The sequence below is a fragment of the Cellulomonas endometrii genome (assembly GCF_949769265.1).
GTDB classification, from domain to species: Bacteria; Actinomycetota; Actinomycetes; order Actinomycetales; family Cellulomonadaceae; genus Cellulomonas; species Cellulomonas endometrii.
Genome location: NZ_CATKPC010000008.1, coordinates 1 through 14,054, shown reverse-complemented (window position 1 = coordinate 14,054; position 14,054 = coordinate 1). Strand labels below are relative to the sequence as shown.

The 14,054-nt window shown below is 75.8% G+C and carries 15 protein-coding genes; 11 read left to right on the top strand and 4 right to left on the bottom strand.

Features of this window, described 5'->3' with window-relative positions; translation table 11 throughout:
* Positions 1–35 precede the first annotated feature (35 nt).
* The 4 genes from QNH85_RS10300 to QNH85_RS10285 are packed head-to-tail and all read left to right on the top strand — an operon-like array spanning position 36 to position 3,765.
* Entirely contained in the window at positions 36–698 is a 663-nt protein-coding gene (locus QNH85_RS10300) for a YkoF family thiamine/hydroxymethylpyrimidine-binding protein (protein WP_282946272.1), read from the top strand.
* Positions 691–1,314, top strand: coding sequence for an ECF transporter S component (locus QNH85_RS10295; protein WP_282946271.1), 624 nt, complete (start codon positions 691–693; stop codon positions 1,312–1,314). The genes QNH85_RS10300 and QNH85_RS10295 overlap by 8 nt, the downstream gene beginning before the upstream one ends.
* Positions 1,304–3,022 (top strand): ABC transporter ATP-binding protein, encoded by a 1,719-nt coding sequence (locus QNH85_RS10290; RefSeq protein WP_282946270.1) that lies wholly within the window; start codon positions 1,304–1,306, stop codon positions 3,020–3,022. Before QNH85_RS10295 ends, QNH85_RS10290 begins: the two co-directional genes overlap by 11 nt.
* Positions 3,019–3,765, top strand: a complete 747-nt coding sequence (locus QNH85_RS10285) for an energy-coupling factor transporter transmembrane component T family protein (protein WP_282946269.1) — start codon at positions 3,019–3,021, stop codon at positions 3,763–3,765. Before QNH85_RS10290 ends, QNH85_RS10285 begins: the two co-directional genes overlap by 4 nt.
* Before the next feature lie 13 nt (positions 3,766–3,778).
* On the opposite strand, the gene QNH85_RS10280 is transcribed toward QNH85_RS10285, so the two are convergent.
* Together QNH85_RS10280 and QNH85_RS10275 are read right to left on the bottom strand one after the other, a co-directional pair.
* A complete protein-coding gene (locus QNH85_RS10280) occupies positions 3,779–4,396 on the bottom strand; it encodes a VIT1/CCC1 transporter family protein (protein ID WP_282946267.1) in 618 nt (205 codons plus the stop codon).
* Positions 4,397–4,510: 114 nt separating this feature from the next.
* Positions 4,511–7,102, bottom strand: a complete 2,592-nt coding sequence (locus QNH85_RS10275; protein WP_282946265.1) for a DEAD/DEAH box helicase — start codon at positions 7,100–7,102, stop codon at positions 4,511–4,513.
* Positions 7,103–7,146: 44 nt separating this feature from the next.
* Here QNH85_RS10275 and rnhA point away from each other — a divergent pair, with 44 nt between their 5' ends.
* Together rnhA and QNH85_RS10265 are read left to right on the top strand one after the other, a co-directional pair.
* Positions 7,147–7,611, top strand: a complete 465-nt coding sequence (gene rnhA / locus QNH85_RS10270; protein WP_428830392.1) for a ribonuclease HI — start codon at positions 7,147–7,149, stop codon at positions 7,609–7,611.
* A gap of 51 nt (positions 7,612–7,662) precedes the next feature.
* On the top strand, positions 7,663–7,977 hold the full coding sequence (locus QNH85_RS10265) for an HPr family phosphocarrier protein (protein WP_346016309.1): 315 nt from the start codon (positions 7,663–7,665) through the stop codon (positions 7,975–7,977).
* Positions 7,978–8,067: 90 nt separating this feature from the next.
* Here the strand turns inward: QNH85_RS10265 and ptsP are convergent, their stop codons facing one another.
* The gene (gene ptsP, locus QNH85_RS10260) at positions 8,068–9,744 is read right to left on the bottom strand and encodes a phosphoenolpyruvate--protein phosphotransferase (RefSeq protein ID WP_428830391.1); all 1,677 of its coding nucleotides are present in this window, start codon (positions 9,742–9,744) and stop codon (positions 8,068–8,070) included.
* A complete protein-coding gene (locus QNH85_RS10255; RefSeq protein ID WP_282946263.1) occupies positions 9,741–11,120 on the bottom strand; it encodes a PTS transporter subunit EIIC in 1,380 nt (459 codons plus the stop codon). Before QNH85_RS10255 ends, ptsP begins: the two co-directional genes overlap by 4 nt.
* A gap of 300 nt (positions 11,121–11,420) precedes the next feature.
* Between QNH85_RS10255 and QNH85_RS10250 the strand changes: the two genes are divergently transcribed.
* From QNH85_RS10250 to QNH85_RS10230, 5 genes are all read left to right on the top strand, one after another.
* Positions 11,421–12,197 (top strand): GntR family transcriptional regulator, encoded by a 777-nt coding sequence (locus QNH85_RS10250; RefSeq protein ID WP_282946261.1) that lies wholly within the window; start codon positions 11,421–11,423, stop codon positions 12,195–12,197.
* A gap of 17 nt (positions 12,198–12,214) precedes the next feature.
* Complete coding sequence (locus QNH85_RS10245) at positions 12,215–12,460, top strand: PTS sugar transporter subunit IIB (protein ID WP_282946259.1); 246 nt, start codon at positions 12,215–12,217, stop codon at positions 12,458–12,460.
* A gap of 61 nt (positions 12,461–12,521) precedes the next feature.
* The gene (locus tag QNH85_RS10240) at positions 12,522–12,752 is read left to right on the top strand and encodes a PTS sugar transporter subunit IIB (RefSeq protein ID WP_147796028.1); all 231 of its coding nucleotides are present in this window, start codon (positions 12,522–12,524) and stop codon (positions 12,750–12,752) included.
* Positions 12,752–13,213: a PTS sugar transporter subunit IIA gene (locus QNH85_RS10235; protein WP_282946255.1), complete on the top strand. Its 462-nt coding sequence runs from the start codon at positions 12,752–12,754 to the stop codon at positions 13,211–13,213. Before QNH85_RS10240 ends, QNH85_RS10235 begins: the two co-directional genes overlap by 1 nt.
* Before the next feature lie 87 nt (positions 13,214–13,300).
* Positions 13,301–13,963 (top strand): pyridoxine/pyridoxamine 5'-phosphate oxidase, encoded by a 663-nt coding sequence (locus tag QNH85_RS10230; protein WP_282946254.1) that lies wholly within the window; start codon positions 13,301–13,303, stop codon positions 13,961–13,963.
* Positions 13,964–14,054: the final 91 nt, after the last annotated feature.

The following is a 14,054-nucleotide window of genomic DNA, read 5'->3' as shown; positions in this document are numbered from 1 at the left end:
CCCGTGCTGAGACCGACCAGCGCAGGAGGACGACGATGACCGGGACCCGCACCGCCCCGCACCCGCGGACCGACGAGCCAGAGGACCTCACGGCCGACCCGCTGCGCTTCGGCGTGGGGGCGCGCGTGACGGTGGCCGTGATGGCGGACGACTACGCGGACGTGCTCCTCTCCGTGCTCGCCGGGGTCGACCGCAGCGGCCTGGTCGTGGCGACGGGCGACGTCAGCACGTACGTCGGCGGCCACGAGGCGGACCTGCTGCGCTACCTGACCGACCTCGTGGACGCTGTGGCCGCCACCGGGGAGCACGCCGCGGTGACGCTGCACCTGTCCCGCGGCTGCCCCGGCGAGGTCCGCTGCGAGCTGCCCGGCGGCGCGGGGCCCCGCCCGGTCGACCTGCCGCCCGGGCGCCGGACCGGTCGGGTGGCCGTCGCCGAGTGGGCCCTCTACCCGCTGGTGGACGACGTGCGGGCGGGGGTCGTGCCCGACCACATGCGCGACATCGAGGCGGCGATCGAGCTCGCCCGGGTCGCGGGGACGTTCCGCGGCTCCGAGCACTTCGTGACCCGGCTGGAGGGCGACGTCGGCGCGGTGGTCGAGACGGTCGTCGGCGCGTGGGCCCGGGTCGGGCGCGGCGTGCAGCACGTGACCAGCCACGTGACCCTGTCCCTCAACAGCCCGTCCCGGACCCGTGGCTGAGCCGGGGGCGCGGCGCAGGCCGCTCGCGACCAAGGACATCGTGCTGATGGTCGTGCTCGGGGTCGTCTTCGGCTTCCTGTACTGGGCGCTGGTGCAGGCGTGGAACGGCCTCGCCGTGCTCATGGGTCCGGCCGGCGACCTCGCGCAGCACGTGCTGCTGGGCGGCTGGCTGCTCGTCGCGCCGATCGCGCTCGCGATCATCCGCCGCCCCGGGGTCGGGGTCCTCGCGGAGGTGCTGGCGTCGGTCGTCGAGGTGGTCTTCCTCGGGTCCCCGGTGGGGCCGCTGCTGGTCGTCGCCGCCCTGCTCCAGGGCCTGGGGAGCGAGATCCCGTTCGCGCTCGGCCGCTACCGCCGGTTCGGCTGGGCGCGGTTCGCCGTGTCGGGGCTGCTCGGGGCGAGCCTGGTGTTCGCGTGGTCGGCGTTCCGGTTCGGCTGGTACGGGCAGGACGTGCTGCTGCTGCGCTTCGTGCTCCAGGCCGCGTCGGGCGTGCTGCTCGGGGGCCTGCTGGCGCGGGTGGTCGTCGACGCGCTGCACCGCACCGGCGTGCTGGACGGCTTCGCGATCGGGCGGGCGGCGGCCGACGGCGCGCCCGTGGCGGCGCGTCGTGCCGGCTGAACCCGCCCCGGGGGCGGACGTGCTCGTCGCGCGTGGCCTGGAGGCGGTGTTCCCCGGTGGCGACGGGATCGGGCCGGTCGACCTGCGGCTCGCACCGGGGGAGCAGGTCCTGCTGCTCGGACCGTCCGGCTCCGGCAAGTCGACGCTGCTGCGCTGCCTGCACGGCGCCGTCCCGCACGCCGTGCCGGCCCGGGTCACCGGCACCGTCCAGGTCGCGGGCCGCGCGGTCGCCGACCACGGTGTGGCGGGCCTCGCGGACGTGGTCGGCGTGCTGGCCCAGGACCCGGAGACCGGCGTGTGCCTGACCGAGGTGGCGGACGAGGTCGCGTTCCCGCTGGAGAACCTCGGGGCGGACCCCGCGGGCATGGGCCCCGCCGTGGGCGCCGCCCTGGGCGCGACGGGGGCCACGCACCTGCTCGGGCGGCGGACGGACGCGCTCTCGGGCGGCGAGCTGCAGCGCGTCGCGCTCGCCGCCGCGGTGGTCGCCCGGCCGCGCCTCCTCCTGCTGGACGAGCCGACCTCGATGCTGGACGGCGACGGCGTCGCGGCGGTGCGGGACGCCCTGCCCTCGGTGCGGGACGCGACCGGGGCGGCGTGCGTCCTGGTCGAGCACCGGCTGGACGAGCTCGCGGGGGACGCCGGGCTCGCGGCGCTGCCCGGGCGCTGGGTCGTGCTGGACCGGGCGGGGCGGGTGACGCACGACGGCCCCGCGCGCGACGTCGCGGCCGAGGCCGGGCCGGAGCTGCTGGCGCGCGGGTGCTGGCTGCCGCTCGAGGTCGAGCTCGCCGCGGTCCTCGGCGGCCCCGTCGGGTCGCCCGACCACCGCCGGGGGCTCCTGGAGCTGGCGTCCGGGGCGCCGCCGGCACCGTCGGCGCAGCCGCCGGCCGTCGCGGAGCCGTCCCCGGGTGCGCCCGTGCTCGCCGCGCGCGGCCTGGCGGTGTCGCCCGCGCGTGCCCGGGGGAGCCGGCGCGCGCCCGCCCCGGCCCCGGTCCTGCGCGACGTCGACCTGACGCTGCGCACCGGCGAGGTGGTCGCGCTGGTGGGGCCCAACGGGGCCGGCAAGTCGACGCTGCTCGCGTGCCTCGCCGGGCTGCTCCCGCCGGTCGCGGGGACCGTCGAGGGGCCGCGGCCGGGCCTCGTCCTGCAGAACCCGGAGCACCAGCTCGCGGGCAGCACGGTGCGAGCGGAGGTCGCCGTCGGACTCCCGCCCGGCCCCGCGACGCAGGCGCGCGTCGAGGCCGCGCTCGCGGACTTCGGCCTGACGCGGCTCGCCGACCGGGACCCGCACCGCCTGTCCGGCGGTCAGCAGCGACGGCTGAGCCTGGCCGCGATGCTGGTGCACGACCGCCCGTTCCTGCTGGCCGACGAGCCGACGTTCGGGCTCGACCGGCTCGGGACCGCCGGGGCGCTGCGGGCGCTGACCGACGCCGCGCGGGGCGGGCGGGGCGTGCTGTTCTCCTGCCACGACCTGCGGGCGGTGGCCACGTGCGCGGACCGCGTCCTCGCGGTGGCCGAGGGCCGGCTGGTCGCGGACGTCGACCCGCTCGCCCTGCTGCGCGACGCGGACCTGCTCGCGGCCGCGCGGCTCCGGCCGCCCCTGCTGCTGCGGTGGCTGGCCGACGCGGTCGACGACGCGGGGCGGCTGCGGGACGCGCTCGTCGCGCTCGACCGCCGCGCCCCGGTGCCTACGGAGGTGCGGGTCGCGTGACGCTGCTCGAGGCCCGGAACCCGACCGTCAAGCTCGCGCTCGTCGTCGCGGTGTCGGTGGTGACGCTCGCCCTGCTGGACGCGGTCACGCTGCTGGCCCTGTACCTGCTCGGGCTGGCCGCGGCGCGCTGGGCAGCCGGGGTGCGCGGGCGCACGCTGCTGCGCGCGCAGGTGCCGTTCTGGACCTTCGCCGTGGGCGTGCTGCTGGTCAACGCGCTGAGCCGGCCCGGGGAGCCGCTGGTCGCGGGCGGGGTCGTGCCGGGGACGCGCGAGGGCCTCGCCGTCGGGGCGGCGCTGGCGGCGCGCGGGCTGGTGATCGGGGTGTGCACGGTGGCGTTCCTCGCCAGCACGCCGCCGCGGGACCTCATGGTGAGCCTGACGCAGCACGCCCGGGTCGGCCCGCGCTACGCGTACGCGCTGCTCGCGGGGCACCGGGTGCTCGCCGGGCTGCCGCGCCGGTGGGCGACGATCCGGGCGGCGCACCTGGTCCGCGCCCCGCTGGCCCGCGACGGGCGGCCCCGCGGCGGGTGGCGGCACCTGGGGCGCTCGGCGTTCGCGCTGCTGGTCTCGTCGGTGCGGGACGCGGAGCGGATCGCGCTCGCGCTGGAGTCGCGCGGGCTGTCCACGCGGCCGCGCACCCTCTGGCGCCCGGTGCCGCTCGGGCCCCGCGACGCCGGGCTCGCGGCCGTGGTGCTCGCCGTCGTCGCCGTCGTGGTGGTCGGCGGTCGGCTCCTGGGCGGGTGAGGGCGCCCGAGCGTCAGACCGCGAGGCCGACCAGGGCGCCGATGCCGTAGGTGACGAGCATCGCGATCGAGCCGCCCACGACGTTGCGCAGCACCGCGCGGCTCGCGGGCGCACCACCGAGGCGGGCGCTGACGGTGCCGGTCACGACGAGCGCGAGCACGACGGCCGCGAACGTGGCGGCGATCCGCCCGCCGCCCCAGGGGGCGAGCACGACGAGCAGCGGGACGACGCCGCCGGCGACGAACGCCAGCAGCGACGCGAGCGCCGCGTGCCACGGGTTCGTCAGCCCCTCCTCGGCGTCGCGCAGCCCGTGGTCCCGCAGGACGCGCTCGGCGTCCCGCTGGCTGCTCACCGAGACGTACTCGCCGGCGGCCATCGACAGCGCACCGGCGACGAGCGCCGCGACGCCGGCCACGGCGAGCGTCGAGACCCCGGTCGCGGCGCCGGCCACGCCCACGACCGTCGCGGCCACGGAGACGATGCCGTCGTTGGCGCCGAGCACACCCGCGCGGAGCCAGTTCACGCGTTCGGCGGTGGGCAGGTCCGCGGCGGGCCGCGGGGTCGACGGTGCCGGGGCAGGGCGGCCGCAGCGGCGGGGCCGGTCCAGGAGGTGCGTCGACAGCGTGCTCATACCGCCACGGTAGGCCGGTCGGGGCGCGCTGTCATCGAAGGAAAGGCACGCCTGACCTGCGCAGATGCAGGTTTGCCTGTCCTTACGGCGACCGTTCCGCGATGCCCCCGCAGGTCAGAGCGGCCCGACCGCCAGCACCCGCAGCACGACCTCCCCGGCCGCGTCCGACGCGGGCAGGTCGACCAGGGCGTCGATCCGCCAGTCGTGGTCGCCGGCCGGGTCGTCCAGGAGCTGCCGGACGAACCACAGGTCCCCGCGCGCGCCGGCCTCGCCGTGCCCGTCGGGACGCTGGTCCACCTGGAACAGCGCCGGTCCGCGGGCGGCGGGGCCGGTGAGGATCTCGTCGTGGTCGTCGTAGAAGGGGTCGAGCGCCTCGGACCAGCGGTCGGCCGTCCACGGGGCGTCGTCGGTGTCCAGGTCGCCGAGCGCGGCCAGCGCCGGGTACGCCTCGCGGGCGGCGAGGTCGACCCGGCGGAACATCGCGCCGCGGACCAGTGCCCGGAACACGCGCTTGTTGGTGGTGACCGGCGGCGGTGCGTCGTCCTCGGGGCGGGACTCGGTGACGGTGGCGTCGTCCAGGTCCTCCGGGTGCGCGAGCCGCTCCCACTCGTCGAGCAGGCTGGAGTCGGTGCGCCGCACCAGGTCGCCGAGCCACTCGATGATCTCGTGCAGCTCCTCGGTCCGGGCGTCGTCCGGCACCGTCTGCCGGAGCGCCCGGAACGCGTCGGCGAGGTACCGCAGCAGCACGCCCTCGGTGCGGTCCAGCTGGTACAGGGAGACGTACTCCGCGAAGGTCGCGGCGCGCTCGTGCATCTCCCGGACGACGGACTTCGGGGAGAGCTCGTGGTCGGCCACCCACGGGTTCGTCTGCTTGTAGATCCGGAACGACGCGTCCAGCAGCTCGGCGAGGGGCTTCGGGTACGACACGTCCTCGAGCAGCGCCATCCGCTCCTCGTACTCGATGCCGTCCGCCTTCATGGCGGCGACCGCCTCGCCGCGGGCCTTGTTCTCCTGCGCGGCGAGCACCTGGCGCGGGTCGTCCAGCGTCGCCTCGATGACGGACACGACGTCGTGCGCGTACCCGGGGTCCTCGATGTCCAGCAGGTCGAGCGCGGCGTACGCGAACGGGGACAGCGCCTGGTTCAGCGCGAACGTCGGCGGGACGTCGACGGTGAGGCGGACGGTGCGGCGCAGGCGCTCCGGCCCGGGCCCGGGCTCGACGACGCGCTCGACGACGCCGGCGGCGCGCAGGGAGCGGTAGATCGCGATGGCCTGCCGGACCAGCCGGCCCTTGCTCGACTCCGGCTCGTGGTTGTCGAGCAGCAGGTGCTTCATCGCCTCGACCGGGTCGCCCTCGCGAGCCAGGACGTTGAGCACCATCGCGTGCGACACCGAGAACGACGACGTCAGCGGCTCGGGCTCGGAGTCCCGGAGGCGCTCGAACGTCTTGTCCGTCCAGTTCACCATCCCGGGCGGGGCCTGCTTGCGGACGATCTTCTTGAGCTTCTTGGGGTCGTCGCCGGCCTTGGCCAGGGCCTTGCGGTTCTCGATGACGTGCTCCGGCGCGAGCACCAGCACCTCGCCGGTGGTGTCGTACCCCGCGCGCCCGGCGCGCCCGGCGATCTGGTGGAACTCCCGGGCCGACAGGTGCCGCATGCGGGTGCCGTCGTACTTCACGAGCGACGTGAGCAGCACGGTGCGGATCGGCACGTTGATGCCGACGCCGAGGGTGTCGGTGCCGCACACGACGCGCAGCAGGCCCTTCTGGGTCAGCCGCTCGACCACCCGGCGGTACTTCGGCAGCATCCCGGCGTGGTGCACCCCGACGCCGTGCCGCAGCAGCCGCGACAGCGTCTTCCCGAAGCCCGGGCCGAACCGGAAGTCGCCGAGCTCGTCGGTGATGCGGTCCCGCTGCTCGCGCGAGGCCAGCGTCATCGACAGCAGCGACTGCGCCCGCTCGACGGCCTCCTTCTGCGTGAAGTGCACGACGTAGACGGGGGAGCGGCCGGTCTGCACCAGCATCTCCAGCAGCTCGTGCAGCGGCTCGACCTCGTAGGTGAACGACAGCGGCACCGGCCGCTCCGCACCCGCCACCACCGCGACGGGCACGTCGGTGCGGCGCTCGATGTCCTCGGCGAAGAACGAGACGTCCCCGAGCGTCGCGGACATGAGGAGGAACTGGGAGCGCGGGAGCTCCAGCAGCGGCACCTGCCAGGCCCAGCCGCGCTGCGGGTCGGAGTAGAAGTGGAACTCGTCCATGACGACCTGGCCGATGTCCGCCCGCGGGCCCTGGCGGAGCGCGACGTTGGCGAGGATCTCCGCGGTGCAGCAGATGATCGGCGCCCCGGGGTTCACGGCCGAGTCGCCGGTCATCATGCCGACGTTCGCGGAGCCGAACGCCTCCACCAGCGCGAAGAACTTCTCGCTGACCAGGGCCTTCAGCGGCGCGGTGTAGTACGTGCGGCGGCCCTGCGCGAGCGCGACGAAGTGCGCGGCCGTCGCCACGAGGGACTTCCCGGAGCCGGTGGGCGTCGACAGGATGACGTGCGAGCCGGTCACCAGCTCCAGCAGCGCCTCGTCCTGGTGCGGGTAGAGCGTCAGCCCCTGGTCGGCGGCCCATCCGGTGAAGGCGGCGTAGAGGGCGTCGGCGTCGTGCGGGTCCGCCGGGACCCGGTCGGCGAGGGTCCTGCGGGCGGGGGTGGGCACCGCCCGATCCTCCCATGTCCCGGCCCGCCCTAGAGTGGGCGACCGTGAGCGCAGCCGACACCTCCACCCCGCCCGCCGTCGAGATGTGGACCGACGGCGCCTGCAAGGGCAACCCGGGTCCCGGCGGCTGGGGCGCGCTGCTGCGGTCGAACGGCCACGAGCGCGAGCTGTTCGGCGGCGACAAGCTCACCACGAACAACCGCATGGAGCTGACCGCGGTCATCGAGGGTCTCAAGGCCCTGAACCAGTCGTGCCGGGTGGACCTGCACGTCGACTCGCAGTACGTGATGCAGGGCGTCACGAAGTGGATCGCCGGGTGGAAGCGCAACGGCTGGCGCACCGCCGACAAGAAGCCGGTGAAGAACCAGGAGCTGTGGCAGGCGCTCGACGCGCAGGTCGCCCGGCACGCGATCGCGTGGCACTGGGTGAAGGGGCACGCGGGGGACCCGGGCAACGAACGCGCGGACCAGCTCGCCAACAAGGGCGTCGACGAGGTCCGCGGCGGCTGAGTCCTGCCGCCTCGCCTTCCGCAGGTGGTCCAGACCAGTTACAGTCGGGGCGTGCCCAAAGCCGGGCACGACAGCCCCACCCCGGAGGTCGCCCCCATGGAACGGTCCGTCGTCGTCGCCATCGCCGAGGGTCTGCACGCCAGGCCCGCCGCCCTGTTCGTGGCGGAGGCAGGCAAGCAGCCGGTGCCCGTCACGGTCCGCAAGGGCGACGCCGCCCCGGTCCAGGCCGCCAGCATCCTCGGCATCATGACGCTCGGTGCGGCAGCGGGGGAGACCGTGGTGCTCGCCACCGAGGCCGACGGCCCCGACGCCGAGGCCAGCCTGGACGCCCTCGAGGCGTTCCTGCGGCAGACCGAGATCGCCTGACCGGCGCCCCGCGCCCGCACGACGAGGCCCCGCGCACCGAGGTGGTGCGCGGGGCCTCGTCGTCTGCGTCGGCGGGCGGCCGGCGGGCGGCTACAGCCCCAGGTCTGCCAGCACCGGGAGCGCGTCGCGCACGGCCGCGCGGCCGGCCTCCGCGGTCCCTGCGCCGACGGCCAGCGCGGCGACGCGGCGGCAGTCCTCCAGCGTGACCTCCGCCAGCACCGCCGCGACGTCCGCGAGCGCGCGCGGCGTCATCGACAGGGACGTCACGCCCAGCCCGACCAGCACCGGCGCGAGCACCGGGTCGGCGGCGGCCTCGCCGCAGACGCCCACGGGCCGGCCGGTGTCGGTGCCGCCGCGGCAGGTCGCCGCGACCAGCGCCAGCACCGCGGGCTGCCACGGGGTCGACAGGGGCGCCAGGTCGGCGAGCTCCCGGTCGGCCGCCATGGCGTACTGGGTGAGGTCGTTGGTGCCGAGGCTCGCGAACCGCGCGTGCTCCAGCACCGCCGTGGCGCACAGGGCCGCCGCGGGCACCTCGACCATGACGCCCGCCTGGCGCAGCCCGTGCGCCTCGCACTGCCGCACGAACGCCTCGGCCTCGTCGGGCGTGGCGACCATCGGGGCCATCACCCAGACCTCGGCGCTCTCGGCGCTCGCCGCCTGGGCGATCGCGTCCAGCTGTCGGTCCAGCACCTCGGGGTGCTTGACCGCCGTGCGCAGCCCGCGCACGCCGAGCGCCGGGTTCGGCTCGCCCTCGGCGGTGACGAACGGCAGCGGCTTGTCGGCGCCCGCGTCGAGCGTCCGGACGACGACCTTCTTGCCGCCGAACGCCGCGAGCACGGTGCGGTAGGCCCGGACCTGCTCCTCGACGGACGGCTCCTCGGTGCGGCCGAGGAAGCAGAACTCGGTGCGGAACAGGCCCACGCCCTCGGCGCCGGCGTCGGCCGCGGCCTGCGCGCCCGACGGGTCGGCCACGTTGGCGAGCAGCTGCACGTGGTGGCCGTCGGCCGTGGCCCCGACGCCCGTGAACGCGCGGTCCCGGCGGCTGCGGGCGCGGTCGGCGGCGGCGAGGTCCTCGGCCGTCGGCTCCCGCAGCAGCACACCGGCCGAGCCGTCGACGACGACCGTCTCCCCGTCGACCAGGTCGGCCGCGTCCGGCGCGGCCACGACCGCGGGGATGCCGAGCGACCGGGCGAGGATCGCGGTGTGGGACGTCGGCCCGCCGCCCACGGTGACGATCGCGACGACCCTGCCGGGGTCGAGCGTCGCGGTGTCGGCCGGCGCCAGGTCCCGCGCGACCAGCACGAAGGGGTGCCCCGGGTCCGGGACGCCGGGCGGGCGGACGTCGGTCAGCCGGGCGACCACCCGGTCGCGGATGTCCGCGACGTCGCGGGTGCGCTCGGCCATGTAGCCGCCGAGCGCGGCGAGCTGGTCGATCACCACCGCCGCGGCCTCCCAGACGGCGCGCTCGGGCGTGCGGCCCTCGGAGCGGACCCGCCGGCCGGCGTCCGCGGCGAGCGCGGGGTCGGCGGCCATCGCGGCGGCCACGGTCAGCACCTCGGCGGCGGTCCCGGAGGCCGTCGCCGCCGCGGCGGTCAGGTCGGCCTGCACGCCGGCGGTGGCGGCCTCGATCGCCGCGACGGCGGCCTCGGGGTCGGCGCCGGCGGGCAGGGAGGCGGCGGGGGGCTCGGCGACGGGCGCCGGCATGGTGAGGACCATGCCGGCGCCCGTCCCGGGGCTGACCCCGACGCCGCGCAGTGCGAGCGTCACACCCGTCCTCCGTCGGCGCTGCCGGCGCCGTCGGCACGGCGGGCCGGGTCGTCGGCCCGGGTCTCGGCGCGACCGGCCGGGACCGTCGCCGGCTCGGTGCGCTCCGTGCGCTCGGTCCGCTCGGCGACCTCGTCGCCCGCACCCTCGGCGACGGGGTCGTCCTCGCGGCCGGGGGTCTTGAAGTTGAACTTCAGGATCATGAAGCGGAACAGGAAGTAGTAGATGACCGCGTAGACCAGTCCGATCACGATGAGCAGCAGCGGCTGCTCGGCGATCCGGAAGTTCAGCAGGTAGTCGATGGCGCCCGCGGAGAACCCGAACCCGCTGCGGATGTCGAGCGCGTTGACGAGGGCCAGCGAGGTGCCGGTCAGCACGGCGTGGATCGCGTACAGCGGGTAGGCCACGTACACGAACGCGAACTCGAGCGGCTCGGTGACGCCGGTGACGAACGCGACGAGCGCGGCCGAGCCCATGATGCCGGCGATGACCTTGCGGTTCTTCGGCTTCGCGGTGTGCACGATGGCCAGGGCGGCGGCCGGCAGGGCGAACATCATGATCGGGAAGAACCCGGTCATGAACGTGCCCGCGGTCGGGTCGCCGTGCAGGAAGCGCGCGATGTCGCCGTTCCAGGTCTGGCCGTCGGCGTCGTAGGAGCCGAACTGGAACCACGGCAGCGAGTTGAGCAGGTGGTGCAGGCCGAACGGCAGCAGCAGGCGGTTCAGGGTGCCGAACACGAACGCGCCGATGATGGTCGAGCCGGTGACCCACTCGCCGACCGAGGTGAAGACGGTGTCGAACGCCGGGTAGATCAGCGAGGCGAGCACGCCGATGAGCACGGCCGCGCCGGCGGTGACGATCGGCACGAACCGGCGGCCGCCGAAGAACGCCAGGTAGGGCGGGAGCTTGATCCGGTAGAACTTCTGGAAGAGCAGCGCCGCGGTCAGGCCGATCACGATGCCGCCGAGGACGCCGTAGTTGATCAGCTCCTGGGTCTCGCCCTCGGCGGCCCGGTCGAGGATGTACGGCGACAGGGCGTCGGTGACGCCCGTGAACACCAGGTAGCCGATGAGCGCGGCGAGGCCGGTGGAGCCGTCGGCCTTGCGGGCGTAGCCGACGGCGACGCCGAGCGCGAAGAGCATCGGCAGGTTGCCCAGCAGGGCGTTGCCGGCGCCGGCCAGGACGTCGGCGACCGGGAGCAGCCAGTCGGCGCTCCGGCCCAGGCCCTCGGCGCCGAGCATGTCGGCCTGGCCCAGGCGCAGCAGCAGCGCGGCGGCGGGCAGGGAGGCGATCGGCAGCATCAGCGAGCGGCCCACGCGCTGCAGCTGCGCGAGGCCGGGGATGCCCCGCTTGGGGGCATCGACCGTGGTGGCGGTCATGGTGTCTCCTCGTCGGAAGATCGGCTCCGGGGCGTCCCGCAGGGCGGCCCGGGGCGGAGGGGAGGACCCGTCGGCGACGGGTGTCTTCAGGTGTGCGGAGTGCGTGCGAGCGGTGTGCGTCCGGGGGAGGAGGCACGGAACTTGCGTGTTCGCCGTCGAGTCCGGCAAGTTGTCTGGACCAGTTGCGGTCAGAGTGGTCTAGACCGGAAGATGTGTCAAGGACCACAGCCCGACCGCACGTCGATCCGCGACGCGCCGGTGGTGTCCGGACGACGTCGACCGAGGTGGGAGGGTGAGGCCGTGCACGCGCAGCAGACCCCGCCCGCCCACAAGTACCAGGCGGTCCGCTCCTTCCTCACCGGCCTTGTCGAGGCCGAGCTGCACGTGGGCGACGCCATCCCGTCCGAGCGGACGCTGTGCGAGCGGTTCGGCGTCTCCCGCATGACGGTCCGGCAGGCGGTCGACGCGCTCGTCTCCGAGGGCGTCCTGGTGCGCGAGCAGGGCCGCGGCACGTTCGTCGCCCCGCAGCCCATGGACTTCGAGATGCGGCTCACGACATTCGGCGAGGAGATGCGCCGCCGCGGGATGCGCCCCGAGACCCGGGTGCTCGGCACCCGCACGGTCCCCGCCACCCCCGAGGCCGCCGACGCCCTCGGCACGGACGTCGGCGCCCCGCTGCACCACCTGTCCCGCGTCCGGTACGCCGACGGCAGCCCCATGAGCATCGAGCAGCACTGGCTGCCGGTCGCGCTGCTGCCCGGCCTGTTCGCCGACGGCGCGCCGCCGAGCCTGCACGACGCGCTGCGGGCCGCCGGGCTCGACCCGTCGTGGGGCGAGGAGACGCTCACCGCGTCGGAGGCGAGCGACGAGGAGGCCGCGCTGCTCGACCTGCGCGCCAGCCGGGCCGTCCTGCGCGCCACCCGCCGCACCTTCAGCAGCGACACCCCCTGCATGTACTCGCGCGCCTGCTACCGCGGCGACCGGTACAGCGTGTGGGTGCCGCTCAGCGCCCCCGGCCCCGCCCTCGTCCCGCGGGTCCGTTCCGCGCAGCCCGAGGCCGTCGGGGCCCAGCCATGACCAGCGGGAGGAACCGGATGACGCGCGCAGGCACCGACCAGGCGGCGGCGATCCTCGCCGGCCTCGGCGGCGTGGGCAACATCGACGAGATGGAGCCGTGCACGACCCGGCTGCGCTCGCTGGTCAAGGAGCCGTCCCGCGTCGACACCGCCGCCCTGCGTGCCGCCGGCGCGTTCGGTGTGATGGTGTCCGGCCGCGTGGTCCAGGTCGTCATCGGACCGAGCGTCGACACCCTCGCGTCCGACCTCGAGGACCTCATGTGACCGGCCCCCGCACCGGGGCCACCCCCGACCCCACCGACTGAGCCACCCGAAGGAGAACACCATGAGCAAGGCAGAGCAGATCCTCGCCGGACTGGGCGGGGACGCCAACATCGTCGACCTGGAGCCGTGCATCACGCGGCTGCGCGTCGAGGTCGAGGACCCGTCGAAGGTCACCGAGTCCGTCCTGAAGGCGGCGGGCGCGATCGCCGTCATGCAGTCCGGCACCGTCGTCCAGGTCATCGTCGGGCCCGAGGCGGACACCCTCGCCTCCGACATCGAGGACCTGCGCTGATGGCCGCTCTGACGGTCCTCGCCCCGGTCGCCGGGCTCGTGCACGCCCTCGCGGACGTGGACGACCCGGTGTTCTCCGGCGAGATCGTCGGGCCCGGCCTGGCGGTGCAGCCCGACCCCGACGCGGGCCGCGCGGTCGTCGCCCCCGTGGCGGGCACCGTCGCGAAGCTGCACCCGCACGCGTTCGTGCTGCTCGCCGAGGGCGGGCGCGGGGTGCTGGTGCACCTCGGCATCAACACCGTGCAGCTCGGCGGCGAGGGGTTCACCCTGCACGTCGCCGAGGGGGACGCGGTCGAGCAGGGTCAGCTCCTCGTCGAGTGGGACCCCGCGGTGGTCGAGGGCGGCGGCCGGTCGGCCATCTGCCCGGTCATCGGCCTCGAGGCGCAGCCCGACTCGCTCACCCGGCTCGCGGAGCCGGGCACCCGGGTCGCCGCGGGCGACCCGCTGCTCGCGCTGGACTGACGCGCCGGCGCCGGCACGCCGGCCGGGGCCCCGAGGTCCCGGCCGGTGTCCCGGCCGCGGCCGTCGCGCCCGGTCGATACTGGGTCGATGATGCCGCGACCGACGATCCGGGACCGGATCCGGGCCCTGCCCGCGCTGACCGGTGACCTGCCCGAGGTCGACCCGTACGCCCTGCCCGGCGACCCGGAGCAGGCGTTCGGCGAGTGGTTCGCCGCCGCGGTCGCCGCGGGGGTCCCCGAGCCGCACGCCATGACCGTCGCGACCGTCGGCGCCGACGGGGCGCCCACCTCCCGCGTCGTGCTGCTCGCGGACGTCGTGGACGGCGCCTGGGTGTTCGCGACCGACGCCCGCACGACCAAGGCCCGGGACCTCGCCGAGAACCCGCGGGCGGCGCTCACGTTCTACTGGCAGCCGCTCGGCCGGCAGGTCCGGCTGGCGGGCCCCGCGCGCCCGCTCGACGACGGCACGTCCGCCGCGGACTTCCTCGGGCGCTCGCCGAGCTCCCGCGCCGCGGCCCTCGCGTCCCGCCCGGGGGAGGTGCTGCACTCGGTCGGGGAGATGACCACGGCCATCGCCGAGGCGCGCGCCCGCGTCGACCGCGAGCCGCGCCTCGTGGTGCCGACGTGGCAGCTGTGGGCGGTCGTGCCGGACCACGTCGAGCTCTGGCAGGGCGACTCGGACCGCGCGCACCTGCGCGTGCTGTACACCCGCACCGACGACCGCTGGGACCGGCACCTCGGCTGGCCGTGACCGCCGCGAAGCCCTCGGGTGGAACGTCCCGACGGACACGCCGTCGGCGTGTCCGTCGGGATCGTCCACTCGGCGGTCAGGGGCGCGGGGC